Origin of the sequence: Cohnella sp. GCM10012308, from assembly GCF_042649185.1 — a bacterium.
Classification (GTDB): Bacteria; Bacillota; Bacilli; order Paenibacillales; family Paenibacillaceae; genus Cohnella.
The window spans coordinates 43,740-68,660 of sequence record NZ_JBHRYU010000005.1 but is presented as its reverse complement, the minus strand read 5'-3'; the positions used below and the strand labels follow the sequence as shown (position 1 = coordinate 68,660).

15 protein-coding genes are annotated in these 24,921 nt (G+C 61.4%); all 15 read right to left on the bottom strand.

The window, feature by feature from the left end:
• Positions 1–16: 16 nt before the first annotated feature.
• The 15 genes from ACFOTD_RS08525 to gap all read right to left on the bottom strand — a co-directional run bounded on the left by ACFOTD_RS08525 (position 17) and on the right by gap (position 24,883).
• The gene (locus ACFOTD_RS08525) at positions 17–3,211 is read right to left on the bottom strand and encodes a beta-galactosidase (protein ID WP_378118009.1); all 3,195 of its coding nucleotides are present in this window, start codon (positions 3,209–3,211) and stop codon (positions 17–19) included.
• 22 nt (positions 3,212–3,233) lie between these two features.
• The gene (locus ACFOTD_RS08520; protein WP_378117669.1) at positions 3,234–4,559 is read right to left on the bottom strand and encodes a glycoside hydrolase family 125 protein; all 1,326 of its coding nucleotides are present in this window, start codon (positions 4,557–4,559) and stop codon (positions 3,234–3,236) included.
• A 304-nt stretch (positions 4,560–4,863) separates the two neighbouring features.
• On the bottom strand, positions 4,864–5,259 hold the full coding sequence (locus ACFOTD_RS08515; protein ID WP_378117667.1) for a hypothetical protein: 396 nt from the start codon (positions 5,257–5,259) through the stop codon (positions 4,864–4,866).
• A gap of 32 nt (positions 5,260–5,291) precedes the next feature.
• Positions 5,292–8,402: an alpha-mannosidase gene (locus tag ACFOTD_RS08510; RefSeq protein ID WP_378118007.1), complete on the bottom strand. Its 3,111-nt coding sequence runs from the start codon at positions 8,400–8,402 to the stop codon at positions 5,292–5,294.
• A gap of 14 nt (positions 8,403–8,416) precedes the next feature.
• Positions 8,417–10,717: a glycoside hydrolase family 3 N-terminal domain-containing protein gene (locus ACFOTD_RS08505; RefSeq protein WP_378117665.1), complete on the bottom strand. Its 2,301-nt coding sequence runs from the start codon at positions 10,715–10,717 to the stop codon at positions 8,417–8,419.
• A gap of 121 nt (positions 10,718–10,838) precedes the next feature.
• On the bottom strand, positions 10,839–11,744 hold the full coding sequence (locus ACFOTD_RS08500) for a carbohydrate ABC transporter permease (protein ID WP_378118005.1): 906 nt from the start codon (positions 11,742–11,744) through the stop codon (positions 10,839–10,841).
• 41 nt (positions 11,745–11,785) lie between these two features.
• Complete coding sequence (locus tag ACFOTD_RS08495) at positions 11,786–12,718, bottom strand: ABC transporter permease (protein ID WP_378117663.1); 933 nt, start codon at positions 12,716–12,718, stop codon at positions 11,786–11,788.
• Positions 12,719–12,820: 102 nt separating this feature from the next.
• Positions 12,821–14,293, bottom strand: coding sequence for an ABC transporter substrate-binding protein (locus ACFOTD_RS08490; protein ID WP_378117661.1), 1,473 nt, complete (start codon positions 14,291–14,293; stop codon positions 12,821–12,823).
• A gap of 160 nt (positions 14,294–14,453) precedes the next feature.
• The gene (locus ACFOTD_RS08485; RefSeq protein WP_378117659.1) at positions 14,454–15,989 is read right to left on the bottom strand and encodes a response regulator; all 1,536 of its coding nucleotides are present in this window, start codon (positions 15,987–15,989) and stop codon (positions 14,454–14,456) included.
• 31 nt (positions 15,990–16,020) lie between these two features.
• A complete protein-coding gene (locus ACFOTD_RS08480) occupies positions 16,021–17,823 on the bottom strand; it encodes a sensor histidine kinase (protein WP_378117658.1) in 1,803 nt (600 codons plus the stop codon).
• 144 nt (positions 17,824–17,967) lie between these two features.
• Positions 17,968–19,260: a phosphopyruvate hydratase gene (eno, locus tag ACFOTD_RS08475; protein ID WP_378117656.1), complete on the bottom strand. Its 1,293-nt coding sequence runs from the start codon at positions 19,258–19,260 to the stop codon at positions 17,968–17,970.
• A 1,021-nt stretch (positions 19,261–20,281) separates the two neighbouring features.
• Complete coding sequence (gene gpmI, locus ACFOTD_RS08470; RefSeq protein ID WP_378117654.1) at positions 20,282–21,829, bottom strand: 2,3-bisphosphoglycerate-independent phosphoglycerate mutase; 1,548 nt, start codon at positions 21,827–21,829, stop codon at positions 20,282–20,284.
• Position 21,830: 1 nt separating this feature from the next.
• Entirely contained in the window at positions 21,831–22,583 is a 753-nt protein-coding gene (gene tpiA, locus ACFOTD_RS08465) for a triose-phosphate isomerase (protein WP_378117652.1), read from the bottom strand.
• A gap of 10 nt (positions 22,584–22,593) precedes the next feature.
• Complete coding sequence (locus ACFOTD_RS08460) at positions 22,594–23,775, bottom strand: phosphoglycerate kinase (RefSeq protein ID WP_378117650.1); 1,182 nt, start codon at positions 23,773–23,775, stop codon at positions 22,594–22,596.
• Positions 23,776–23,875: 100 nt separating this feature from the next.
• Positions 23,876–24,883 (bottom strand): type I glyceraldehyde-3-phosphate dehydrogenase, encoded by a 1,008-nt coding sequence (gene gap, locus ACFOTD_RS08455; protein ID WP_378117648.1) that lies wholly within the window; start codon positions 24,881–24,883, stop codon positions 23,876–23,878.
• Positions 24,884–24,921: the final 38 nt, after the last annotated feature.

Genomic DNA, 24,921 nt, shown 5'->3' with positions numbered 1-24,921 from the left:
TCTCCTCTCCGAACGCTCAAGCGCCGATGTCTGTGTCTACATTCGTCTCGCCCGGGCGATAAACGGCCGTCAGCCGGCCCTCCCGGTCGACCGCGAACAGCACCGAGCGCTCGCGCTCCAGCAGGAACGAATAAATCGCTCCGGTCGAAGCATCCTTCACCCGGACCGGCGTATCGTATGCATATTCCGAAACGAACACGAACAGCGCGCCTTCCGCAAACGAAAGCTTGCGCCCGTAGACGCCCGGCAGATCGCCGCCCTCGAGCCACTCGAGCGCAGGCGTATAGCCTGCCGTCTCCAACGCATGCGCATACAGCGCCGCGATCGGCTCGCTGCGTTCGTTGAGCTCGACCGGCAGCGGGCACCACAAGATGCGGCCGATCCCGTAGAACACGTCGACCACGACATCCGCTCCCGATCCGGCGACGTCGGCCGGCACTTCCTTGGCAACCTCGGCGATGCGCCGGCTGCCGTAGCTGACCGCGTAACGCTTCCCGCCGACGGCGAGCCGCTCTTCGCGAACGACGTTGGCGGGCTTGCGCGCGCCCAGCGTCTCCGCGAGACGGTCCGTGTGCCGCCAGTACGCGTCGAGGCCCGCGGGACCGGTGACGAGCAGCGTCGCGCCCGTCCGGCCGACGATGTCGAGCAGCTGCGCAAACGCGGCGTCGTCCACGTTGTGAGCGGAAGGCAGCACGATCAGCTTGGCCGGCTCGTCCAGCAGCGGCTTCAGGTCGTACTCGGACACGCCGCGGAACGGCACGTTCAGCTCGTAGGACAGCACGCGGGTCAGCTTCGTCGTAGCGTCGAAGGCCAGCTTACGGTTGGACAGATCGTTCGAGTACGGGAAGACGACCGCCACGTCCTCGAGCGCGCGCCCTTTGAACAGATCGCGCGAAGCTTCGATGAACGCGCCGAAATCGTACGAGACGTCCGCCTCAGGCTTCTCGGTACCGTCCGCGCGCAGCGCGCCGATATGGGATTCGTTCGCGTTGTCCATATAGAAATTCGTGTTCCAGATCCAGTGGATCGCGCCTGCGCCGCCCGCCGCGAATGCATAGGCGTACTTGCGCTCCAGCAGTGCCTTCAACTCCTGCTCCGAGCGCTTGGCCAGCCCCTCGGGCGTTTCCACGTACATGATGCCGGTCTCTTGCACGACGTTCGGCTTGTCCGCCGTCTTGGCGAACACGCCGTCCCACAGCAGCTGGTCGTTAAGCCACCAGGAATGCACCGTCGTGTAGTCGACTTCTTCTCCGTAGAAAAACGGGGAAGGCCGCTGCGCGCCGAGCGCCTCGTCCTGGCCGACGGTCACGAGATGGTCCGGGCAAAGGTCCTTGATCGTCGCCACGAGCTCACGCGCCCACCGGTTGTGCATGTCCATCGAGAACAGCGCGTAATCGAGCCAGCGCGTTCCCTTTTTCCCGCTATGCATATCCTGCACGTCGAAGTTGATCTGCTCGGCCTCGGGAATCGCCGCCGACGCGAAGTCCGGCAGCTCGCCGGGCGTCATGCTCCAGCGCTCGCGCAGACGGTCGATCGAGCCGTGACGGCGTTCCAGCCATTCGGTAAAAGCCGCCTTTTCGAACGGATCGCGGCTCGAGCGCGGACCGTTCGAGAAGATTCGCTCGGGATCGAACATCGACGGCTCGTTGATCAGATCCCAGTCGACGTGCTTCGTCTCCCGGTGGCGGCCGACGATCGAGCGGATGAACCGCTTCTGCGCTTCCACGCTGCGGGGATCCAGGTACGGGTTAACGCCTTCCCAGGTCTCCGGCGTGAACGAGAAGAAGGTAAAGGTGATCTGCAGTCCATGCTTTTTGGCGGTCAACAGGAAGGCGTCGATCGCGCGTAGCACGTCCTCCGAGACATGGCCGTCGACCTGCATAATGTTGCGGTACGCCGTCCAGATGCCCGTGCGGATCCAGTTGATGCCCGCGCGGCGCATCTGCGCCATGTCGCGGTCCCATACCGATACGTTCGGAAGGAACAGGAACTTGCGCGCGACGTCGCTCGTCATGTACGTCATGCCGACAATCGGCAGCGGACGCCCGTCCTGCTCGAAATAGTCGCGTCCCGCCTGAATAGGCGTGCCCTCCGCCAACAAAGCCGGGTCCGCGCCCCAAAAGCCCTGGCGGAGATAGCGGACTTCGCCGTTCTCCGATTCGGCCCGGCAGGACACCCGGTAGAAGCCGCTTTGGACGTCCTGCGGCACCGGAATCCGCCATACGTCCAGCTCCCGGCCCACCTGTTCGCTAAGCGTCAGACGGAACGGCGCTTCCGTGCCGTCCCGTTCCTTCGTCTCGCGCTCGACACGGAGGTCGAACGTCCACTTCTGCTTGCCGCTTTCGGCTGCATGGACGGACTCGCCGCCGCGTCCGAGCGCCTGCGCCTGCAGCGTCAGCAGCGGGCGTTCGTGCGCTTCATAGACCGCGTAGCTTGGCTTCAGCCACAGCTCGGTCACGCCGCGCGCGCAGAAGCGGGCCCAGCCCGCGAGGGACGCCCAGCCGCCGCGCGCCGCGAACGCGTCGCCCAGCGGCTGGTTCACGAACAGCCAGCGGCTGCCGGCGAAGTCGCCCTTGGTGTTCTCCCACAGGACGACCGGCGCGGACCGCTCGCGTCCGTCGGCCGATATGCCCTTGAGCAGCGCGTACACGTGCGCGTCCATCGGGCCTGCCGAGCCCATCTGATGCGGCAGGTCGCTCGATTTCGTGACGTGAGGCACGAGGTTCCACGTATCGTCCACGTCAAGCAATGCCTCCTGTCCCGCGAACAGCGGGATGTCGGCATGCGACGCGTGCCGCGACACGGGCTCGGCGGACACCCGCAGCATCTCGTGAATGCGAAGCTGGCGATGATAAGCCGTCTGCTCAGCTTCGACATGCCAGGCGCCGTTCTCGCGGCGAACCGGCTTGCGGAACGGTGCGCCGCCCGCGCTGAGCAGCCCGCCCCCGCGCTTCAGATACGCGAGGATGTCCTCCCATGCGCCGACGGGAAAATAAGGCGCATGCAGCGATACGAAGCTGCCGCCGTCTGCCTGACGCAGACGCGCGCCCAATTCCTCCGCGTTCGCCACATCGCCGATCAGCCGCGCTTCCTCTTCGGACAAGGCCGGCGCGCCCGGAAATGCCGGGTCGTAAAAGACGATGATTTTCGACGATGCCTGATTTGCCGAATCCTTATTCGACGCATCCACATTCAACGAATCCTTATTCATCGAGTCCTTGTTCATCGAATCCTTATGCATCGAGCAATCCATCCTTCATCGCGCGGTAGACGAGCTGCGAGAACAGGCTGTTGGACCAGGCGAACCACTTCCGCGTGAACACCGCCGGATCGTCGGCATGGAAGCCCTCGTGCATGAACCCGGTGTCCCCGTCCGTCGCTTCGAGCATCGCGATCATCGCAAGCTTCTCCTCGGCGGTCGACGCCGTGATGCCCTGCATGGACAGCGCCATATGCCAGATGTAATCCGGCGGCGTGTGCGGGCTGCCGATGCCGCGCGCGACTTTGCCCTCGTAGTAGAACGGATTTTCCTTGCTAAGCGCGAAGCGGCGCGTGTTCTGATAGATCGGATCGTCCGCCGATACGTAACCAAGGTACGGGATGGACATCAGACCCGGCGTGCCCGCGTCGTCCATCAGACAGTAGTTGCCGTAGCCGTCGGTCTCGTACGCATATATCGGCCCGAACTCGGGGTGGCGGTAGATGCCGTACAGCTGAATGCCGTGATCGATGTCTGCCTCAAGCGCCTTCAGCTCGTCCAGCAGCGCCATGTCGCGGAACACCCATTCGGCGAACTCCTGCATGTGGCGCAGCGCGACGACCGCGAACATGTTGCCCGGAATGTTGTAGTGAAAATCGCAGGCGTCGTCGCTCGAGCGGAAGCCGGACCAGACCATGCCCGTGTAGTTGACCGGCATGCCCATGCCGCCGTTGCGCAGGGAATCCGTCGAAATTCCGTTGTTGCGCGTAAAGCGGTACGGGGACAGCTCGAAGTGGCGCTGCTCGGTCTTGAACAGGTCGACGATCAGGCGCATCGCCTGCTTGAAGCCCGCGTCGAATACGTCCGCGCGCCCGGTTTCCTTCCAATACAGGTACGCGAGGCGCATGGAGAAGCACAGCGAGTCGATCTCGAACTTGCGCTCCCACACCCACGGCGACATCTCGGTGACGTCGGTCGTATTCCAGTGCCAGTCGTTGGCGGATTCGTTAAACGCGTTCGCGTACGGGTCGATCTGGATATACGCAATGTGGCGGCGGATAAGGCCCGCGATGATGCGCTGCAGGTCGGCGTCGTCCTTGGCCAGCGGTACGTAGTGGACGACCTGCTCGACGGAATCACGCAGCCAGGAGGCCGGAATGTCGCCGGTAATGACGAACGTCGTGCCGTCGTCGAGCAGCTTGGTCGTCGTCTCAAGCGTGTTCGGGAAGCAGTTTTTGAAAAGCTGGAGCAGCTTCGGACGATGCGCGAGCCGCTGCTCGGCTTCGGCGAGCACGTCCCGCACGGCCGCCGGCAGCGTCAGCTTCGGCATCGCGATCTGTGGCAATCTGAATTGTTCCATGGCAGGCAAGACCCCGCTTCTATGTGATTTAACGAGCTAAATTAACGTTATAAAGCATTACTGTCGGAGCGTGAACCAACGATCCACTGAGATTACATGCTGCCGCCGAGAAAACGCTTGTGTATGGTCATCTCGTTGCATATCGCTATATATCAGAGCGGCCGGCGGCGTATGTTAGCGGCATTCCGTGCCGCTAACTGGTCTGGAGCGGCGGGCGCGTGTGTTAACGGCATTTTGTGCCGCTAATGGACCTGGGGGCGGTGCGCCCGCATGTTTTAACGGCATTCCGTGCCGCTATCGGCTCTTAGGCGTTTCGCCGTTCCCACGAAATAAGACGCTGGCACATCGCTATTTCGCTGCAAACCACCGATTCCACCGAAATAAGACGCCAGCACATCGTTATTTCGCTGCAAACCACCGATTCCGCCGAAATAAGACGTGGCACATCGTTATTTCGCTGCGAGCCGCCGATTCCGCCGAAATAAGACGCTGGCACATCGTTATTTCGCTGCGAGCCGCCGATTCCGCCGAAATAAGACGCCAGCACATCGTTATTTCGCTGCAAACCGCCGACTCCACCGAAATAAGACGCCAGCACATCGTTATTTCGCTGAAAACCACCAATCCCGCCTAAATAAGACGCAGGCACATCGTTATTCCGCCACTTACCACCGTTCCCGCCGAGATAAGACGCCTGCACATCGCTATCCCGTCGCGAACCGCCGAGCTACATTAGCGATCTAAAAGCTTAACGGTCTTAATCTCAAACGGCGCGAACGACAGCGCGATCCGGCCGTCCTCGACCGCAAGCGCCTCTCCGTCCGCCTCAAGCGCATTCGAGAGCACGGCGCGCGCGAACGGGCGAGGCCAGCTCAGCGCCGCTCGGCCGCGGCCGCCGGACGATTCGTACATCCGCAGCACGATGCCGTCGCCATCCTCGGCCGGCTTGACCGAGTCGAGCACGACATGCTCGCTCTCGAACGGCAGCAGCGCGCCGGTCGCCGGGAGCGAGCCGCTCTGACAGTCTGCCAGGACGACGACTTCCTCAGCGTTGAGCTCCGCCGCCCGGCGCGCCGTATGGGCCGTCCGCCAGTCGCCTTCGTGCGGATAGAGCGAATATGTGAATTCGTGCTCGCCCAGATCCGCGGTGATGTCCGGCCACTTGGGGGCGCGGAGCAGGGACAGGCGGACCGTCGTGCCTTGCACGTCGTAGCCGTATTTGCAGTCGTTCAGCAGGCTGACGCCGTAGCCGTGCTCCGACACGTCGACGAACCGGTGGCCGCATACCTCGTATTGGGCCTGCTCCCAGCTGGTGTTGCGATGCGTCGGACGCTCGAGCGCCCCGTACGGAATCTCGTACGTCGCCTTGCTCGCCACGACATCGATCGGAAAGCCGACCTTCAGCAGCTTGTGCGCCTCGTTCCAGACGACGCGGGTGCGGAAGTCGATCCGCCGGTCGCCGTGGTAGAACACGACGTCCTGGCTGATCTCCGACTGATGGAGCCGCCAGCGGAAGCGCAGCACGTCCATCGTCTCGCCCTGCAGCGCGACGCTCTTCTCCAGCAGCACGGCCTCGCCGGCCGGCTGCAGCTCGTAGCGCTCGTCGATGTCCCAGGCGTCCCACAGCGTCGGGCGGTCGTGGTAGAAGCCGAAGCGGTTCGCGGCTTCGCCGTCCTTGACGATCTCCCGTCCGGCCGCCTTGTCGAACAGGCTGACGATCTCGCCCCGCGCATTGAACCGGACGCTGTAAGCCCCGGTTTCCCAGCTGTCGCCAAGCGTGCGCGCCCTGGCGTCCGCAGCGGCAGCACCCGCTTCGCTCTGCTCGCGCAGCCAGATCGTCTTGTAGCCGAACGCCGGCACCGCCGGCACGCGCACAACCAGACGATTCTCGCCGACCGCATCGGCGGTCAAACGGATGCCTTCCGCGTCATAAGCTGCGAGCGCACCAGCGGACAATCCTTCCGCCGCCAGCTCAGCCTGCACGTCCCGCGCCCAGCCAAGTCCATTAAATACAACATAGGGCACGCCTTCGCCGGCCGTCGTATCCACCCCGCCTGCGAGCGCCGGCAGTATCGCGTTCAGGCTCGCGCGTCCCTTTTCGAAAATCGTCCCGTATTCCTTCTCGGAGGTCACGTACGCCTCGGTAATCGCAGACCCCGGGATGATGTCGTGGAACTGATTCAGCAGAATCAGCTTCCAGCCTTCATGCAGATCGCCGCGCAGCCGTCCGTCCAGTCCCGCGTCCAGCCGAGGCAGGGCGAGCGCGTGCCACAGCTCGGCCTCGCGATACAGCACCTCGGCCTTGCGGTTGCTGCGTTTGTTGCGGCCATGCGTCGTATAGGTCCCGCGGTGCAGCTCCAGATACAGGTCGCCGTGCCATTCCGGCACTTCGCCCCGCTTCTCCTCCGCCCCAGCGAAGAAGTCCGCGGCCGTACTGTGCTTGCTGGCCGGCTGGCCGACCATCAGGTCCGCAAGATCGACGTACTCGAGCATCTCGCGCGTCACGCCTCCGCCCCCGTCGCCGTGCCCGTACAACAGCATCTGCTCGGGATAGACGTCCTTTTGCCGGTACGATTGCCAGTGCTCGTGGATGTCCTTGGGCGTCGTATGCTCATTGATGCCATGGTTCAGGTACGACAGCATCGGCGTGCCGTCGATGCCGACCCAGCGGAACAGGTCGTAAGGGAACACGTTCGTGTCGTTCCAGTTAAGCTTGGTCGTCATGAAGTAGCGGACGCCGCCGTGCTTCAGAATCTGCGGCAGGGACGCGCAGTAGCCGAACGTATCCGGCAGCCACTCGATATCCGAGACGCGTCCGAACTCTTCCTGGTAGAAACGCTGTCCGTACAACATCTGCCGCATGAGCGACTCCCCGCTCGGAATGTTCAGGTCGGGCTCGACGTACATGCCGCCGACGAGCTCCCAGCGGCCTTCGGCCACCCTTTCCTTCACCCGCGCGTACAGCTCCGGATCGTTGTTCTTCAGAAACTCGAACAGCAGCGGCTGGCTCTGCGCGTACCGGAATTCCGGATACTCCCGCATGAGCGCGTCCACCGTCGAGAACGTCCGGCTCGTCTTGCGCACCGTCTCCCTCACCGGCCACAGCCAGGCGATATCGATGTGCGACTGCCCGACCATGTGCTGAACGCCTTCGGCGTTGCCGCCGATCGCGCGGACCTCGTCCTTCAAGCGGTCCTCAATTCCCGCAACCAACGCGCCCTCGCGAATATCCCCATCGCTCAGGGACACGTACGCATCCATCGCGCGGAGCAGCGCTTCAAGCAGCCGTGCCTTGCGGAAGTCCGTCTCCGGCAACAGCACGGCCGCGTCGCGTACGACCGTCGCGGCGTACATGAGCCGCTGGACCGGCGCGTTCGCCAGCACAAGCTCGCTGCGGATCGCGGTGATCGGCGGCTGGATGACCGCCTGCCGGTTGAGCGGATCGACCGGCTCGGGAATCGGGTCGTACAGCTCGATCTCAAGCTCCGGCGACGTGCCGACGCGGGCGGCATCGAGCGTCGCGAACGTGTGATTGCGGTCCAGCCCCTGATACGAGGCGCCGTTCACGCGGAGCAGTCCCTCGCCGCCGGACTCGAATACGAGGCCGATTCTGGCGCCGGAAGCGATCCAGGCGGCAGGCAGCTCCAACTGCTTGCGGAAAAAGTAAGTCGTCCCCTGCTTGCTCGGAAAGGCGGCGAGCCCTTCCGTTTCGTACGGCCCGATCTCCTCGTACTGCCCCGGCAGCACGTAAGTCGCCCGGTCGATCGCCCAGTCGCGCACTTCCGCGCGCTCGAGCCATTGCGCCTCGGACAGCTCGCGAAGGAAGCGGCGCAGGCGTTCCAACAGGTCTTTTGCGTTCATCGGTTTCCGTCCTCCTTGACGAGCAGATCGGCTGCCAGCGTGTCGGCCGAATGCCGTCCGACCAGCACCTTGAACCGGCCGGGCTCGACGACCCGCTCGTATGCCGGGCCTACGTATTCAAGCTGTTCTCTGCCTACCCGGAACTGCACGGTACGCGTCTCTCCGGGCGCCAGCCCGACCTTCTCGAAGCCCTTCAGCTCCAGCGCCGGACGCGTGCATTCGCTCGCGACGTCGGAGATGTACAGCTGCACGACTTCGGCGCCGGCCACGCTGCCTGCGTTGGTCACGTCGACGGAGACGGTCGCCTCCTCGTCCGGTCCGATCGCGCTTGGCGTCACCGTCAGATTCGCGTATTCGTAGTTCGTATAGCTAAGTCCGTAGCCAAACGGATACTGAGGCTTCGAATCGCTCTCCAGATACCGCTTGCCCCGCGAACGCTTGCCGTTATAATAAACGGGCAGCTGCCCGACGTCTCTTGGAATCGATACCGTGAGGCGCCCGGACGGATTGACCTCGCCGAACAGGATGTCGGCGATCGCATGCCCGCCTTCTTGCCCAGGATACCATGCCTCAAGGATTGCGTCCGCATTCGCGTCGATCCACGGCTCCGCGATCGGACGGCCGTTGATGTAGACGACCACGAGACGCTTGCCCAGCTTATGAACCTCCTGAATCAGCTCCAGCTGTACGCCGGATAGACGCAGCGACATGCGGTCGATGCCTTCGCCGCAGTCCATGTCGTTCCAGGCATCTTCGGTCACCTTGGACGCACCTGTCTTCAGGTCGATCGTGCCGTCGCCGAAGTCGCGCGCGCTGGAGCCGCCGACGACCATGACGACGGTGTCCGCCTGCCGCGCGATCTCGAGCGCGACCGGGAAGCCGTCACGGTCTTCGCCGCGAATCCGGCACCCTGGCGCGTAGAGCACGCGCTCGGCGCCCAGCTTGGCGCGAATGCCCGCGAGCACCGTGGCGATCTTTTCCGCAGGCTGGGGCGACGTGTAGTCGCCCAGCTGATTGTAGCCGAGGTCGGCGTTCGGACCGATGACCGCGACCGTGCCGTCCGCAGCATCCAGCGGCAGCGCGCTGCCCTCGTTCTTCAGCAGCACGACGCCTTCGGCCGCCAGCTGCCGCGCCAGCGCGACGTGCGCATCCGCGCCGATCGCCTCGGCGGCGAGCTGCGTATCGACGTAAGGCCGCTCGAACAGGCCGAGCTTGAACTTGAGCGCCAGGACGCGTACGACCGCGCGGTCGAGCGCCGCCTCGTTCAGCTTGCCCTCGCCGAGCGCCTGCAGCAGGTGCTTGCCGAACATCTCGCCCGACATCTCCATATCGATGCCGGCTTCGAGCGCACGGACCGCGGCTTCCATACCGTCTTCCGCCGTGTCGTGCCCCGCCGCGAGCATATCGATCGCCCCGCAGTCGGTGATAATCATGCCGTCGAAGCCCCAATCCCGGACCAGCACCTCGTCCAGCAGCTTCGCGTTGGTCGTGCAAGGGACGCCATCGATCTCGTTGTAGGCCGGCATGATCGACGCCGCGCCCGCCTCCACCGCCTTGCGGAACGGATGCAGGTCGACCTCGAGCAGCTCGCGCCAGCCTATATGGACCGGCCCGGCATTGCGGCCGCCCTCCGAGCTGCCGTAGCCGACGAAGTGCTTGAGCGTCACGGCGACGCTGTCCGGCGCGTCGAGGCGCTCGCCCTGCATACCCTCGACCGCGGCGACCGCCAGGGCGCCGACAAGATGCGGATCCTCGCCGAAGCACTCCTCCGTCCGTCCCCACCGGGGATCCCGGACGATGTCCAGCACCGGCGAATACGTGATCGCGCCGCCCTGGGCGCGCGTCTCCTTCGCCACCGCGCGGCACATCTCGCGGTACAGATCGACGTTCCAGGCGCTGCCGATCGACAGCGGCACGGGAAACACCGTCGCGCCGATCGCCATATGGCCGTGCGAGCACTCCTCGCCGATCAGCAGCGGAATGCCGAGCCGCGAATGCTCGATCGCATAGCGCTGGATCTCGTTAACCGCCTCCGCGCCGCGAACGGGCGACAGGCCCGTCTCCAGCGTGACGCCGGTCCAGGGGTCGGCGCGCAGCGTGCCGTACAGCGAGCCTACGGCGCCCCGCGCGACTTGTTCCTTGAACATCTCCTTAAGGACGACGTTTCCGTCTTTATGCTCATAGGCCTGCCAGCCGAACGGCTGCACGAGCTGGCCGACCTTTTCTTCCGCCGTCATCTGCCGAAGCAGCAGCTCCGCGCGTACGCGGGGCGGCTTCGACGCGTCCTTGTAATCCATCTTTTCACATCCCGCTTATTGGTTGAATCCCGTTTATTCCATCACGCAGATCACGTTATTCCTTCACGCAGATCACGCTATTCTTCATGCAGATCGCGTTATTCCTTCAAGCGGATCACGCTTATTCTTTAACGCCCCCGACCGTCAGGCCCTGGACGAAGTAACGCTGGAAAAACGGATAAGCGAAAATGATCGGCACCGTCGCCAGCACGACCATGGCCATGCGGGCCGTATCCTGCGGCATGTTCTGCAGCACCTCGAGGCTGATGGAGCTGTTGGCCGAGTTTTGCTGGATGAACTGCATGCTCGATTCGATCCGCATCAGCATCGCCTGCAGCGGCACCTTGTTCGGATCGTCGATGTACAGCAGCGCGTTAAACCAGTCGTTCCAGTAGCCGAGCGTACTGAACAGGCCGATCGTAGCAAGGCCCGGCAGCGATAGCGGGAGCACGATGGTGGAGAAGATGCGGAATTCCCCGGCGCCGTCGATCTTGCCGGACTCGATGATCGCGTCGGGAATGCCTGTGATATAGAACGTCCGCAGGATCATGATATAGAAGGCGTTGAGCGCGAGCGGCAGGATGAGCGCCCAGATGCTGTCCTTCAGGCCGAGCAGCTGCGTCACGACGATATAAGTCGGGATCATGCCGCCGCTGAACAGCATGGTGAAGATGGCGAACAGGGAGAAAAAGCGGCGGTACGCGAAGCTGCGGCGCGATACGGCGTAAGCGTACAGCGAGATCAGCAAGAGGCTGACGACCGTGCCGATGACCGTGACGAGGATCGTGACGCCGTAGGAGCGAAGCAGCGTATCGCCGGTTTTGAATATATACTGATAAGCTTCCAGGCTCCATGCCTTTGGAATGATGCGGTAGCCGTCCGTCGCCAGGGTCTTCTCCTCGGTGAAGGAGATGATGACGACGAACAGAAAGGGAAATACGCACAGAAAAGCGAATATGCCGGCGATCAGGTTGAACACGATGTTCCAGCCTGGCGACGCCTGGTGGAAGTTGCGTTTCTTTTTCATCACGTTGGGCACCGGGTATGCCCTCCTTTCGATTCAGGGATTTAGAACAGCGCGCTGTCCTTGTCGACCTTGCGCACGATGTAGTTGGACACCATGACGAGCACGAAGCCGACGACGGATTGGTACAGACCCGCGGCCGTGCTCATGCCGATCTCGCCGGTCGTCTTGAGACCTCTGTACACGTACGTGTCGATGACGTTGGTCACCGAGTAGAGCGTGCCCGAGTCGCGCGGCACCTGATAGAAGAGGCCGAAGTCGGCGTAGAAGATCTTGCCTACGGCGAGCAGCGTCATGATGATGATGATCGGCTTGAGCATCGGCAGCGTGATGCTGCGCACCTGCTGCATTTTGCTGGCGCCGTCGATCATCGCGGCTTCGTACAGCGAACGGTCGATGCCGAGGATGGAAGCCAGATAGACGACGCTGCTGTAGCCGATCGATTTCCACAAGTAGACCAGCACCAGGATATAAGGCCAGACCTTCGGATCGTTGTACCACTGCATGCGGTCGACGCCGAAGTATTCGAGCGTATGGTTAAGCAGCCCGCGGTCCATGCTCAGGAAGCTGAACGCAAAGTAGCCGACGATGACCCACGACAGGAAGTAGGGAAGGAACATGCCTGTCTGATACAGCTTGGCCAGCTTCTTGTTCGCCAGCTCCGACAGGAGAATGGCAAGGGCGACGGAGAATACGAGGCCGAGTACGATAAACGCAATATTGTAAAGCAGCGTGTTGCGGGTAATCGACCACGCGGCGTCCGTGCTGAAGAGAAATTTGAAATTTTCCCATCCGACGTTTTTGCTGTGAATGAGGCTGTACCAGAAGCCGTGGCGGCTGAAGCGGTATTCCTTGAACGCGGCGATCGTGCCTACGAGCGGCAGATAGGAAAAGAAAAGAAACCAGATGGCGCCGGGAAGCACCATGAGCAGCATAACCTTGTTGCGATTGAATGAGCGGAAGAATGATCCGACCATGTTCGTCAATCCCCTCCTGCGGTCATTTGTGAATACGACAAAAAGAACGAAAGACCGGGCGAATTGCTCACCCGCCCGATCTCGCGATTTACGTTGCGAATATTATGCTTTGTTGGCTGCGACCCAAGCGTCGAGCTGGGTTTGCGCTTCGGCGATGACCTTGTCGAGGCCGGCCGACTTGAACTGTTCGATGGCCTTCGGCAGATACGTCGCCGGGTCGACCGTGCCGGTCATCAGCGACGCCCAGAATTGCTCCTTGACGTTCTGGATGGCCGTCATCTGGGTGGATACCTTCGTGCTGTCGAAGTTGAAGCCCAGGATCGGTGAAGCTTTGCCTTCCGCGTTGAACTTCTTGAATTGATCCCACTTGTCGTCCGGATCGTTCTCGTTCAGGTAGAGCAGCATGTTGTTGCCGAGCGAGTAAGAAGGCATGTTGTAGTTTTGAGCGGCGTCGAGGTTCTTCATGCGGTTGTCGCCGATCTTCTCGTAGTGCGTGCCCTCGATGCCGGAGTCGACCATGTTGCGGAGGACCGGATCGGTATTGAGCAGGTTCAGGAATTCCATTGCCTTGTCCGGGTGCTCGGAGTTGGCCGAGATCGCCATGATCGAGCCTTGTACCGACGTGTTCGTGATGATCGCGTCGCTGGCCGGCGTCGAAGTGACCGGATAGCCGTTGGAAGCGGACCAGGAGTTTTCGGCCAGCGGCTGCGTTTGCGCGCGGTCGAGCAGCCATTTGCCCGAAGTCATCAGATCCTGGGTCGAGCCGGTCGTCGCAGCTTCAGGCGCTACGTAACCTGCTTGGTAGTACTTGTGCATCGTGGTCAGCGCTTGCTTCATCTCGTCCGTCTCGAGGATGTCGACGACCTTCAGTTCCGTACCGTCGAGCTTGACGGCCATCGGCATGTTCGTCACGAGATAGTCGTAAGGCACGTAAGGCACGTAGTTCTTGTCCATCGCGAACGGCGTGATCGACGGATCCTGCGCCTTGATCGTCTTCAGCAGCGGCTCGAGGCTGTCCAGCGTGCGGACGCCGGACGTGTCCAGCTTGTACTTGTCCACGAGGTTCTGGTTGAAGCGCCATACTTCGAGCTGCGGAAGCTCCTTGTTCGCCGGGATGCCGTAGTTGTGGCCGTCGACCTTGGAGCCGCTCAGGAAGCCCGGGTCGATCGTATCCTTGATGCCTTGGCCGTACTTGTCCAGCAATTCGTCGAGCTCGAGGAAAGCGCCTTTGCGGGCGTTCTGCACGTAGTCGAAGCCGCCTGCCGAGGTGAACATGATATCCATCGGCTCGCCCGATGCGACCAGCACCTGCATCTTCTGCGTGTAGTCGCCCCAGTCGATCATTTTCATTTTGATCGTGGCGTTGATCTTCTCCTGGGTGTACTTGCTGACTTCCGCCATGACGGTGTCGACATCCTTCTGCGGGGTGCCGATCGTGTACCAGATCAGCTCGACCGGCTTGTCGGAAGCGCTGTCCGATTTGGCGTCGTTGCCGCCGCATGCGCTCAGCGCGAGCGATAGCGCGGTTACGGCCGCCGCGGCCGTCAGGCCGGTTTTTCTAGTCATTTTACTCATGTTTCTAGTGCCCTCCCTTATTTCGATTCCCTCAAGCAACAATTCAACTTTAATTCATGAAAGCAGTTTCAAATAGAACACAAACCTAATAAATCATGTTCAAAATAAAGAAAGGACTGCGCGGCTGGCAGTCCGGAGGATTTTATTGGCTCATTCGGCGTCAATGCAGGCCTTTGAATTCGGTCGGAGAGATGCCGACGTACTTCTTGAATTGCTTGTAAAAGTACCCCGTCTCCCAATATCCCGCCTGACGAGCGATATCGTGCACCTTTAGCGTCGAGGACTTCAGCAGCTTCTTGGCCTGCTCGATCCGGTATTTGTTGATGTACTCCGTGAAGCTCTCGCCCGTCTCCTTCTGGAACAGCTGCCCCAGGTATACCGGGTGAATGTGGTACCGCGCGCCGAGCAGCTTCAAGGACAGCTCGTCCGCGTAGTGGCGCTGGATCTCCTCGAGCACCTGCAGCACGACGGGACTGCGGCTGTCCTTAACCAAGGAATCGACGCAGCGCTCCGCGACGGACCGCAGCGCCTTGGCGAGCTCCGCATAATCCGAAGCCGCGTTCACCTGCGCGAAGCCCTGCGAAAACATCTCCGTCTCGTCCGAATGCTTGATGGCCTTGAGCTCCATCTTGAAGCGTACGATGAGCTCGACCGCCACCTCGTGCAAGTAGGATGGCGCGACGCCTTCCCTGCGCCTTAGCCGCTCCAGATCGGCTTCGACGGCTTCGGCAAGGCCTTCCTTGTCCCGTGCGACCAGCAGCTTGCGGCAGGACTCCCAATCGATCGGAAACTCCGACGTATTCGCTTCCTTGAACGGCTCCGTCTCCGCATAGTCTATCCATTCGCGCTCGGGATAGATCATGAAATATTCCTGCGCCTTCTTCGCCTCGGCATAGCTGGACGCGATCGCCGTCCGCAGCGGGTGCACGCCGCCAAGCGACAGTCTCGCCGCTTCGCCCGGGTCCGCCTGTGCGAGGAGCGGCAGCACCCGGCCGATCAGCGCCTGCTTGCCCGCCTCCTCTTCGGACGGGAGGCCGGCCACGATGACGATATCCCCGTCCATATCGCGGAAAGGATACGCCGAGGCGCTCCCTTCAAAAGCGCGGGCGACGCGCTCGAACGTTTCTTCCTGCGCCTCGGAACCGGCGGGCGGCAGCCTCAGCAGAGCGATAACGCCGTAGGGATCGATTAGCGAGATATTGAGCAGACCGGCGCGTTCGTTGAATTCGGCTTCCGAGATCCGGCCGCCGATCCACCGGTACAGCGTATTGTCCTTCATGATCTGAACGTCGTACGGCGACAGCAGCGCATCCGCGCTGACGCTGTTCAGCTTCTCTACGGCGTTGCTCAGCGTATCGTGCAGCTCCTTGACGTTGATCGGCTTGAGCAGGTAGTTCTCGATGCCGAGACGCATGCCTTCCTTCAAGTAATCGAATTCGTTGAAGCCGCTCAGGATGATCGCCTTCAGATCCGGGCGGCTCGCGCGGGCGGCCCGAATCAGGTCCAGACCGTTCATGCGGGGCATCGAAATATCGGTGATCAGCAGATCGACGGGCGTCTCCCCGATGCGGCGGAGCGCCTGCTCGCCGTTCTCGGCGCTGCCGACGACTTCGAGACCGAAGGCCGGCCAGTCGATCGAGTCGATGAGGCCTTCGATGATGAACGGTTCGTCGTCCACGATAAATACCTTGTACATTTTCGCATCGTCCTCCTTCGGTCTTCGCCGCTTATCCCGCGTACGGGATGCCGATCGTGATGCGTGTTCCCTTCTCGGGCTCGCTCTCGATCTCGATGCCGTATTCCGGCCCGTACATCAGCTTGAGCCGCTCGTGCACGCTCCTAAGCCCGAACGAGCCCTCGCGCTGCTCCGGATAGTCGAGCTCGGTCCGGATCTGCAGCAGGCGCTCCGGCTCGATCGGAGCGCCGTTGTTGGTCACCTGGATCTGCAGCGTACCGTCCTCTGCGGCGACCTCGATGGCGATCCGGTTGTCGGCGCGATCGTTTTCCATGCCGTGCACGATATAATTTTCGACCACCGGCTGCAGCAGCATCTTCGGGATCACGACCGAAGCGTACGCGGGCGAACAGTCGATCGCGTAAGAAAACCGGTCCTTGAACCGGATGCGGAATAGCTCGAGGTACAGCCGGCATGTCTCCAGCTCCTCGCCGAGCTTGCAGTCCGACCCTGCCCGCACCGAGTTGCGGAACAGCGCGGCCAGGCTGTAGATCATCTCCCCGACATCGCTCGCCCCTTGGGACATCGCCCGCATCCGGATTACTTCCAGCGTGTTGTACAGGAAGTGCGGATTGACCCGCGCCTGAAGCGCGGCCAGCTCGGTCTGCTTGAGCTTGATCTCCGACTTGTACTCCCGGTCGATCGTCCGGTTCAGCTCCTCCACCATCTCGTTGAAGCTCTGGGAGATCTGCCCTAGCTCGTCCTCCCGGGCATCCTGCAGCCGTACGCTCAGATCGCCGCCCTCGACCTTTTTCATGAAACGAACGATCTTGTTGGTCCGCTTCGCAATGTTGACGATGAGCAGGGAGGGGATCAAGACCGCGAACGCAATGCAGACGGCGCCGATGAGCACGATCGCCCGTCTCAGCCCGGCGTAAGCCTGCGCGATCTCGGCCTTCGGCGCGATGCCGACGACCGTGTAGCCCGCCGCGTTCTGCGTCAGCCGCGAGATATAGGCCGGCTCGCCCGTATTGCCGGTGTCCTGGGAGCCGTCGATCTGGTCCATGTACGGATAGTCCTGCCCGTAATACTTGCCGGACGAGTCGAACATGACGCTGCCGCCTTGCGTCAGGACGAGAATCGTGCCTTTGAAAGGCGAGGAGACGCGCAGCAGCGCCTGCCGGACCATCTCGGAGTCGAAATACACCATCAGCTGTCCTACGTTTTTAAGCGTGCTTTTGTCGTTGATCTGACTCCGCATCGCGTAGAGACGCGTATCCCACTGCCCGATCGCCTTGCGGACCCACACGTTCGGGATCGAAGCGTTGGGACCCTCTAGCGACATGATGTCCGGAATGAAGGAGCGGGCGGCGTTCGTCTGATACAACTTCGGGCTTCCGGCGTATTTGTAAACGTACATGAGCTGCTCCTCGGCGCTGTACAGGATCAGGTTGCGGATATCGGAGTCGGTGCCGAGCCTGCTTCCGAAGTATTCGAGCGCGTTGGCCGCGCTGGCGCTGCCGTTGGCGTAATTTTCGCCCAATGTATATTGAATGTACTCCTGGTAAGAATGCCGCAGCAGGTAGGACACGTTGTCAGCTAGCAGGTTGTTCCTGTAGATATCCTGCACGACATTCTGAACCCAATTGTACTTTTCATCCATGTACAGGTTGACGCGATCCATCGCCTCGCGCTGATTGTTGAGCTGGCTTCGCACGATGGAGGCCGAGCTGAATTGGAACAAAAAATAAGAAAACGCAATGATCGTCAGATTGACGATGACGGTAAACACAAGAATGACTTTCACGAACAGATTGTTCTGAAAATAGTTCCGGTAAACCTTTTTAATTCGCACTTCGAAAGCTCCTCCGCAGTCTGGATGAACGGCTTTCATTATAGCATGAAACAAACAATCCCCGAGAAAACGGCCGTAAAGGCATCGTTCCCCGGGGATCGGCAGGTCATGCTATTTGCGCAGCCGCGGCGGGCTGAGCCGGGCTTACTTGAAGTTCTTCAGGTTGTAGAACGCCTTTTTGCCCGCGTATACGGCGGAGCCTGCGAGACGGTCTTCGATGCGAAGCAGCTGGTTGTACTTCGCGACGCGGTCCGTACGGGACGGCGCGCCAGTCTTGATCTGGCCGGCGTTGGTCGCGACCGCGATGTCGGCGATCGTGCTGTCTTCGGACTCGCCGGAGCGGTGGGAGATGACGGCCGTGTAGCCGGCGGTCTTCGCCATTTCGATCGCTTCGAACGTCTCGGTCAGGGAGCCGATTTGGTTGACCTTGACGAGGATCGAGTTGCCGATGCCTTGCTCGATGCCCCTCGACAGACGCTCGGTGTTGGTGACGAACAGGTCGTCGCCGACGAGCTGGATCTTGTCGCCCAGCTTCTCGGTCAGCAGCTTCCAGCCTTCCCAGTCGTCTTCGGAGCAGCCGTCTTCGATCGTGATCAGCGGGTACTTGTCAACCCAGCTTGCGAGCAGGTCGACGAACTCTGCGGACGTGTAGGACTTGCCTTCGCCCTCGAGGTGGTACTTGCCGTCCTTGTAGAACTCGGTGGAAGCGACGTCCATGCCCAGGAATACGTCGACGCCCGGCTTGTAGCCGGCTTTTTCGATGGCTTCGATGATCGTGGACAGCGCTTCTTCGTTGGAGCCGAAGTTCGGCGCGAAGCCGCCTTCGTCGCCGACGGCCGTGTTCAGGCCCTTCGACTTGAGTACGCTCTTCAGCGAGTGGAAGATCTCGGCGCCCGTGCGGAGCGCTTCCTTGAACGTAGGCGCGCCGACCGGCAGTACCATGAACTCTTGCACGTCGACGTTGTTGTCGGCGTGCGCGCCGCCGTTGACGATGTTCATCATCGGCACGGGCAGCGTCTTGGAGTTGAAGCCGCCGAGGTAAGCGTAGATCGGCAGGTCCAGCGCGTCGGCAGCAGCGCGCGCGACGGCGATGGAGACGGCCAGGATTGCGTTAGCGCCCAGCTTCGCCTTGTTCGGCGTGCCGTCGAGCTCGATCATCTTGCGGTCGATCGCGACTTGGTCAAGCGCGTCGTAGCCGATGATTTCAGGCGCGATGATGGAGTTGACGTTGTCGACGGCCTTCTCGACACCCTTGCCGAGGTAACGGTCCTTGTCGCCGTCGCGAAGCTCTACGGCTTCGTAAGCGCCAGTGGATGCGCCGGACGGTACGATGGCGCTGCCGAACGCGCCGGATTCCAGGCGCACTTCAACTTCAACCGTCGGGTTGCCGCGGGAGTCCAGTACTTCGCGTGCATAGACGTCAGAGATAATCGTCATTTGAGTGAACACTCCTTAGTTATGTTGGTTAGTTGTTCGGTGTAGCATGGCCGGCTTGGGCTCGGTGCTTGAGCTCAGTGGCTTGAGCTCCGTTGCGGGCTCGGTTGCGGTTCGACGTGGCTGCACCGCGACTGCGAACATAGCGCCGTGAGCCTTGCGGGCTCGGTTGCGGTTCGACGTGGCTGCACTGCGACTGAGGACATAGCGCCGTGAGCGCGATTGCGGGCAGAACGACGCCGCGTGAGAATCCAGGCGAGCTCGGCTGTATGCGTATCTTCGCGATGGTACGGGTCAGCGCCTGTATGAGCCACCTTTGCGATGGTACGGGTTAGCGCCTAAATGAGCCACCTTTGCAAGGATACGGGTTAGCGCCTAGATGAGCCACCTTTGCGATGGTACGGGTCAGCGCCTAAATGAGCCACCTTTGTGATGGTTCGGGTCAGCGCCTGTATGAGCCACCTTCGCGATGGTACGGGTCAGCGCCTAAATGAGCCACCTTTGCGATGGTACGGGTCAGCGCCTAAATGAGCCACCTTTGCGGAATAGCTGCAAATATGCAGTTATTTTGGCTCAACGAAGCCGAAATGCCGCGGATAACTGCAATAATGCAGGTATTTACACTTTTTCACGCCGAATGCGCCGATTTGAAGTGAAATACCTGCATATTTGCAGTTATTTACACACGCAGACTCCGTCAGCAGAAAATAACTGCTAAAATGCAGCAATTTTCCGTTTACGCTCACCAGTGCGCAAGTTGTCGACACAACCACGGGGCGAGCGAAATCGCGCGCAGGTAAGTTCGGTCGGTATCCAGAGCGGTAGTTAACGCCCTTTCCGAAACGATTGCCGCAAACGCGGCTCCGCCCTCAAGCTTCGCCGCGACAACAGCAAATTCCTGCTCACCTCTTGCAGATCGTCGCCCTTCAAGCGTTACTCGCCCCTGCTCACCTCTTGCAGTTCGTCGCTCTTCAAGCGTTACTCGCCCCTGCTCACCTCTTGCAGATCGTCGCTCCTGCGAGAATTACTCGCCCAGCGGAGCGAGCAGCGTGCGGCCCGTCATCTCGGCCGGCAGCGGCAGCTCGAGCAGCGACAGCAGCGTCGGCGCGACGTCGGCCAGCATGCCGCCGTCGCGCACGGTCACGCCGTGCTTGGTCACGATGCACGGGACCGGATTGGTCGTGTGCGCCGTGAACGGGCGGCCCGCATCGTCGATGACCATGTCGGCGTTGCCGTGGTCCGCGATAATGACGGCTACGCCGCCCTTCGCGAGGATCGCGTCGACGACGCGGCCGAGGCACGCGTCCGTCGCTTCGACAGCCTTGATCGTCGGCTCCAGCATGCCGGAGTGGCCGACCATGTCCGGGTTCGCGAAGTTCAGGATGATCGCGTCATGCTTCTCGGACTCGATCTCCTTGACCGCCGCGTCCGCGACCTCGTAAGCGCTCATCTCCGGCTGAAGATCGTAGGTAGCGACCTTCGGCGAGTTGATCAGCACGCGCGTCTCGCCCGGCAACTGCAGATCGCGTCCGCCGCTGAAGAAGAACGTGACGTGCGGGTACTTCTCGGTCTCGGCGATGCGCAGCTGAGTCTTGCCCTGCTGCACGAGCACCTCGCCCAGCGTGTTGTCGAGCTCCTTGGGCTTGTACGCGACGAACCCGCCGACCGTTTCGCTGAACAGCGTCAAGCAGACGAAGTACAGGCCGACCGGACGTCCCTCGCCGCGCTCGAAGCCGCGGAAGTCTTCGTTCGTGAATACGTTGGACAGCTGGATCGCGCGGTCCGGACGGAAGTTGAAGAACACGACCGCGTCTTCGGACTCGACCAGGCCGACCGGTTTGCCTTCGGCGCCGACGATGACGGTCGGCAGCACGAACTCGTCGTAGACCGACGCCTCGTACGAAGCCTTGACCGCCGCGATCGGATCGACTGCCGTCGGTCCGTCGCCGTACACCATCGCGCGGTAGGACTTCTCGACGCGATCCCACCGCTTGTCGCGGTCCATCGCGTAGTAGCGCCCTTGCACGGTGGCGATCTTGCCGACGCCGAGCTCTTCGATCTTGGCCTGCAGCTGGGTCAGATAACCGACCGCGCTGTCCGGCGCCACGTCGCGCCCGTCCAGGAACGCATGAATATATACGTCGTTCAGGCCTTCCCGCTTCGCAAGCTCAAGCAGAGCGAACAGATGCGCGATATGGCTGTGCACGCCGCCGTCAGATACAAGGCCGTACAGATGCAGCTTTTTGCCGTTCTGCTTGGCGTGGTTCACGGCGCCGAGCAAAGTCGCGTTGTCGAAAAAATCGCCGTCGCGGATCGACTTCGTGATCCGGGTCAGGTCCTGGTACACGATGCGGCCGGCGCCGATGTTCAGGTGTCCGACCTCGGAGTTGCCCATCTGGCCCTCGGGGAGGCCGACGGCCTCGCCTTGAGCGGTTAATTGCGTATGCGGGTAAGTCGCCCACAGACGGTCGAAGTTCGGCTTGTTCGCTTGAGCCACGGCGTTGCCGTGCGTCTCCTCGCGAAGGCCGAAGCCGTCCAGAATGATGAGCGCGACCGGCTTGGGAGCGGCCATCTTACTTCGCCCCCTCGACCAGGGCGATGAAGGAAGCCGGCTCCAGGCTGGCGCCGCCGACGAGCGCGCCGTCGATATCGGATTCGCCCATGTACTCGGCGACATTGTTCGGCTTGACGCTGCCGCCGTATTGAATACGGACCTTCGCGGCTACTTCTGCGCCGAAAAGACCTTCAACGACGCCGCGGATCGCCTTGATCGCGTCGTTCGCATCCGTCGCCGTCGACGATTTGCCCGTGCCGATCGCCCAGATCGGCTCGTAAGCGATGACGACCTCGGCCGCTTGCTCGGCAGTAAGGCCGGCCAGCGCAGCCGTCGTCTGTACGCGGTTGACTTCGTCGGTCTTGCCGGCTTCGCGCTCTTCGAGCTTCTCGCCGACGCAGACGATCGGGGTCAGGCCGTGCTTGAACGCCGCGTGCGTCTTCTTGTTCACGGTCTCGTCGGTCTCGGCAAAGTACTGCCGGCGCTCGGAGTGGCCGATGATGACGTAGTCCACGCCCAGATCCTTCAGGAAGACGCCGCTGATCTCGCCGGTGAAGGCGCCGTTGTCTTCAAAATGCATGTTCTGCGCGCCGACTTTGATCGACGTGCCTTTGACCGCGGAGGCGAGCGCCGGCAGCGCCGTGAACGGCGCGCAGACGACGGTCTCGACGCCGGCGACTTCCGTGCCTTTTACTTCGGACACGAATGCAGTCGCTTCGGAGACGGTCTTGAACATTTTCCAGTTGCCAGCGATGATTGGAGTTCTGCTCATGAATTCACCCTCACTTATCGTTCAGGGCTACGACACCCGGAAGCGCCTTGCCCTCCATAAATTCGAGCGACGCGCCGCCGCCGGTGGAGATATGGTCCATCTTGTCTGCCAGCTTAAACTTCTCCGCCGCCGCAGCCGAGTCGCCGCCGCCGATGACGGTGTATGCGGAAGTGTCGGCGCAAGCCTGCGCGACCGCGCGCGTGCCGTTCGAGAAGCCTTCGACTTCGAAAACGCCCATCGGCCCGTTCCAGACGACCAGCTTGGAGTTCTTGATGACGTCCGCATAGATCTCGCGGGTCTTCGGACCGATGTCGACGCCTTCCCAGTCGGGACGGATGCCGTCGATATTCACGATCTCGATGTTCTTGTCGGACTTGAAGTCGTCGGAGATGACGAGGTCGACCGGCAGGTACAGCTTCTTGCCGAGCTGCTTCGCCTTTTCGACGAACTCCTTGACCTTCTCCAGCTTGGACTCGTCGAGCAGCGATTGGCCGATCTCGTAGCCTTGGGACTTGAAGAAGGTATAGGAGATGCCGCCGCCGATGATGATGTTGTCGGCGATCTCGATCATCTTGTCGATGACGTCGATCTTATCCTTGACCTTGGAGCCGCCGACGATCGCCGTGAACGGGCGCTCCGGATCGTTAAGCGCCTTGCCCAGCACGTCGAGCTCCTTCTCCATCAGGAGACCGGATACGGCCGGCAGGTGGTGAGCGATGCCTTCGGTGGACGCGTGCGCGCGATGAGCTGCGCCGAATGCGTCGTTGACGAACAGATCGGCCAGTGCCGCGAACTGCTTCGCGAGCTCGGGATCGTTCTTTTCTTCGCCCGGGTAGAAACGGACGTTTTCAAGAAGCAGCACATCCCCGTTTTGCAGCGCGTCGACCTTGGCTTGAACATCGGCGCCTACGGCTTCGTCGGCCTTGACGACCGGCTTGCCTAGCAACTCGGACAGACGTGCGGCGACCGGCGTCAGACGCAGCTCTTCTACGACTTCGCCCTTCGGACGGCCAAAGTGGCTCGCCAGAATAACCTTTGCGCCGTTTTCGATCAGGTACTTGATCGTAGGCAGCGTTTCGCGGATGCGCGTGTCGTCCGTGATCGCGCCGTTCTCGACCGGTACGTTGAAGTCGACGCGGACGAATACTTTTAATCCGGATACGTTAACGTCGCGGACACTCTTCTTGTTCATAAGGCAGACTCTCCCTCCAGTTTTCAATAAAGCCCGTACGGACGGAAAGAGGAGCGCCAGGTCTCCTCTTTGCCGTTTTCATGCATCTATGAAGTAACTCTTACAGACCCTTGGAAGCGACGAACGCAGCCAGGTCCACGACGCGGTTGGAGTAGCCCCACTCGTTGTCGTACCAGGAAACGACCTTCACCATGTTGCCTTCGACGACCATCGTGGACAGCGCGTCGATCGTGGAGGAAGCCGGGTCGCCGTTGTAGTCGCTCGATACGAGCGGCTCGTCGGAGTAGTTCAGAATGCCCTTCAGCGGGCCTTCTGCAGCAGCCTTCAGCGCAGCGTTGATTTCGTCTACCGTAACGTTGCCCTTAACTTCGGCTACGAGGTCGGTAACGGATACGTTAGGCGTAGGTACGCGGAACGACATGCCGTTCAGCTTGCCCTTCAGCTCAGGCAGTACCAGCGATACGGCCTTTGCGGCGCCCGTCGTGGACGGGATGATGTTCTCGGCAGCGGCGCGTGCGCGGCGCAGATCCTTGTGCGGCAGGTCGAGTACGCTTTGGTCGTTCGTATAGGAGTGGATCGTCGTCATCATGCCCTTGACGATGCCGAATTGGTCGTTGATAACCTTGGCGAAAGGCGCCAGGCAGTTCGTGGTGCAAGAAGCGTTGGAGAGGATCGTGTGAGCGGACGGATCGTACTTGTCTTCGTTAACGCCCATAACGATCGTGATGTCTTCGTTCGTAGCCGGAGCGGAGATGATAACCTTCTTCGCGCCGCCCTTCAGGTGAAGCTCGGCCTTTTCCTTCGCCGTGAAGATACCCGTGGATTCAACGACGATCTCGGCGCCTACGGAAGCCCATGGCAGGTTGCCCGGATCGCGCTCCGCGAATACCTTGATGGTCTTGCCGTTTACGATCAGCGCGCCTTCGCCCGCTTCGACCGTCGCGTTCAGCTTGCCGTGCGTCGTGTCGTATTTGAGCAGGTGCTTCAGCGTGTTAACGTCCGTCAGGTCGTTGATGGCGACCACTTCTACCTCAGGGTTGTTGAGCGAAGCGCGGAATACGTTGCGACCGATGCGACCGAAGCCGTTGATACCGATTTTGACCGTCATTGATAGTTCCTCCTTGGGTTGTGAAAATAAGATTTGAT

What these genes read in the sequence shown, in the direction of transcription:
- ACFOTD_RS08505 (WP_378117665.1), bottom strand. Translation starts at nt 10,717, where the DNA reads ATGGATTACAAGGACGCGTCGAAGCCGCCCCGCGTACGCGCGGAGCTG.
- ACFOTD_RS08490 (WP_378117661.1), bottom strand. Translation starts at nt 14,293, where the DNA reads ATGAGTAAAATGACTAGAAAAACCGGCCTGACGGCCGCGGCGGCCGTA.
- ACFOTD_RS08485 (WP_378117659.1), bottom strand. Translation starts at nt 15,989, where the DNA reads ATGTACAAGGTATTTATCGTGGACGACGAACCGTTCATCATCGAAGGC.
- gap (WP_378117648.1), bottom strand. Translation starts at nt 24,883, where the DNA reads ATGACGGTCAAAATCGGTATCAACGGCTTCGGTCGCATCGGTCGCAAC.
- tpiA (WP_378117652.1), bottom strand. Translation starts at nt 22,583, where the DNA reads ATGAGCAGAACTCCAATCATCGCTGGCAACTGGAAAATGTTCAAGACC.
- ACFOTD_RS08460 (WP_378117650.1), bottom strand. Translation starts at nt 23,775, where the DNA reads ATGAACAAGAAGAGTGTCCGCGACGTTAACGTATCCGGATTAAAAGTA.
- gpmI (WP_378117654.1), bottom strand. Translation starts at nt 21,829, where the DNA reads ATGGCCGCTCCCAAGCCGGTCGCGCTCATCATTCTGGACGGCTTCGGC.
- eno (WP_378117656.1), bottom strand. Translation starts at nt 19,260, where the DNA reads ATGACGATTATCTCTGACGTCTATGCACGCGAAGTACTGGACTCCCGC.
- ACFOTD_RS08520 (WP_378117669.1), bottom strand. Translation starts at nt 4,559, where the DNA reads ATGGAACAATTCAGATTGCCACAGATCGCGATGCCGAAGCTGACGCTG.
- ACFOTD_RS08495 (WP_378117663.1), bottom strand. Translation starts at nt 12,718, where the DNA reads ATGGTCGGATCATTCTTCCGCTCATTCAATCGCAACAAGGTTATGCTG.
- ACFOTD_RS08525 (WP_378118009.1), bottom strand. Translation starts at nt 3,211, where the DNA reads ATGAATAAGGATTCGTTGAATGTGGATGCGTCGAATAAGGATTCGGCA.
- ACFOTD_RS08500 (WP_378118005.1), bottom strand. Translation starts at nt 11,744, where the DNA reads ATGAAAAAGAAACGCAACTTCCACCAGGCGTCGCCAGGCTGGAACATC.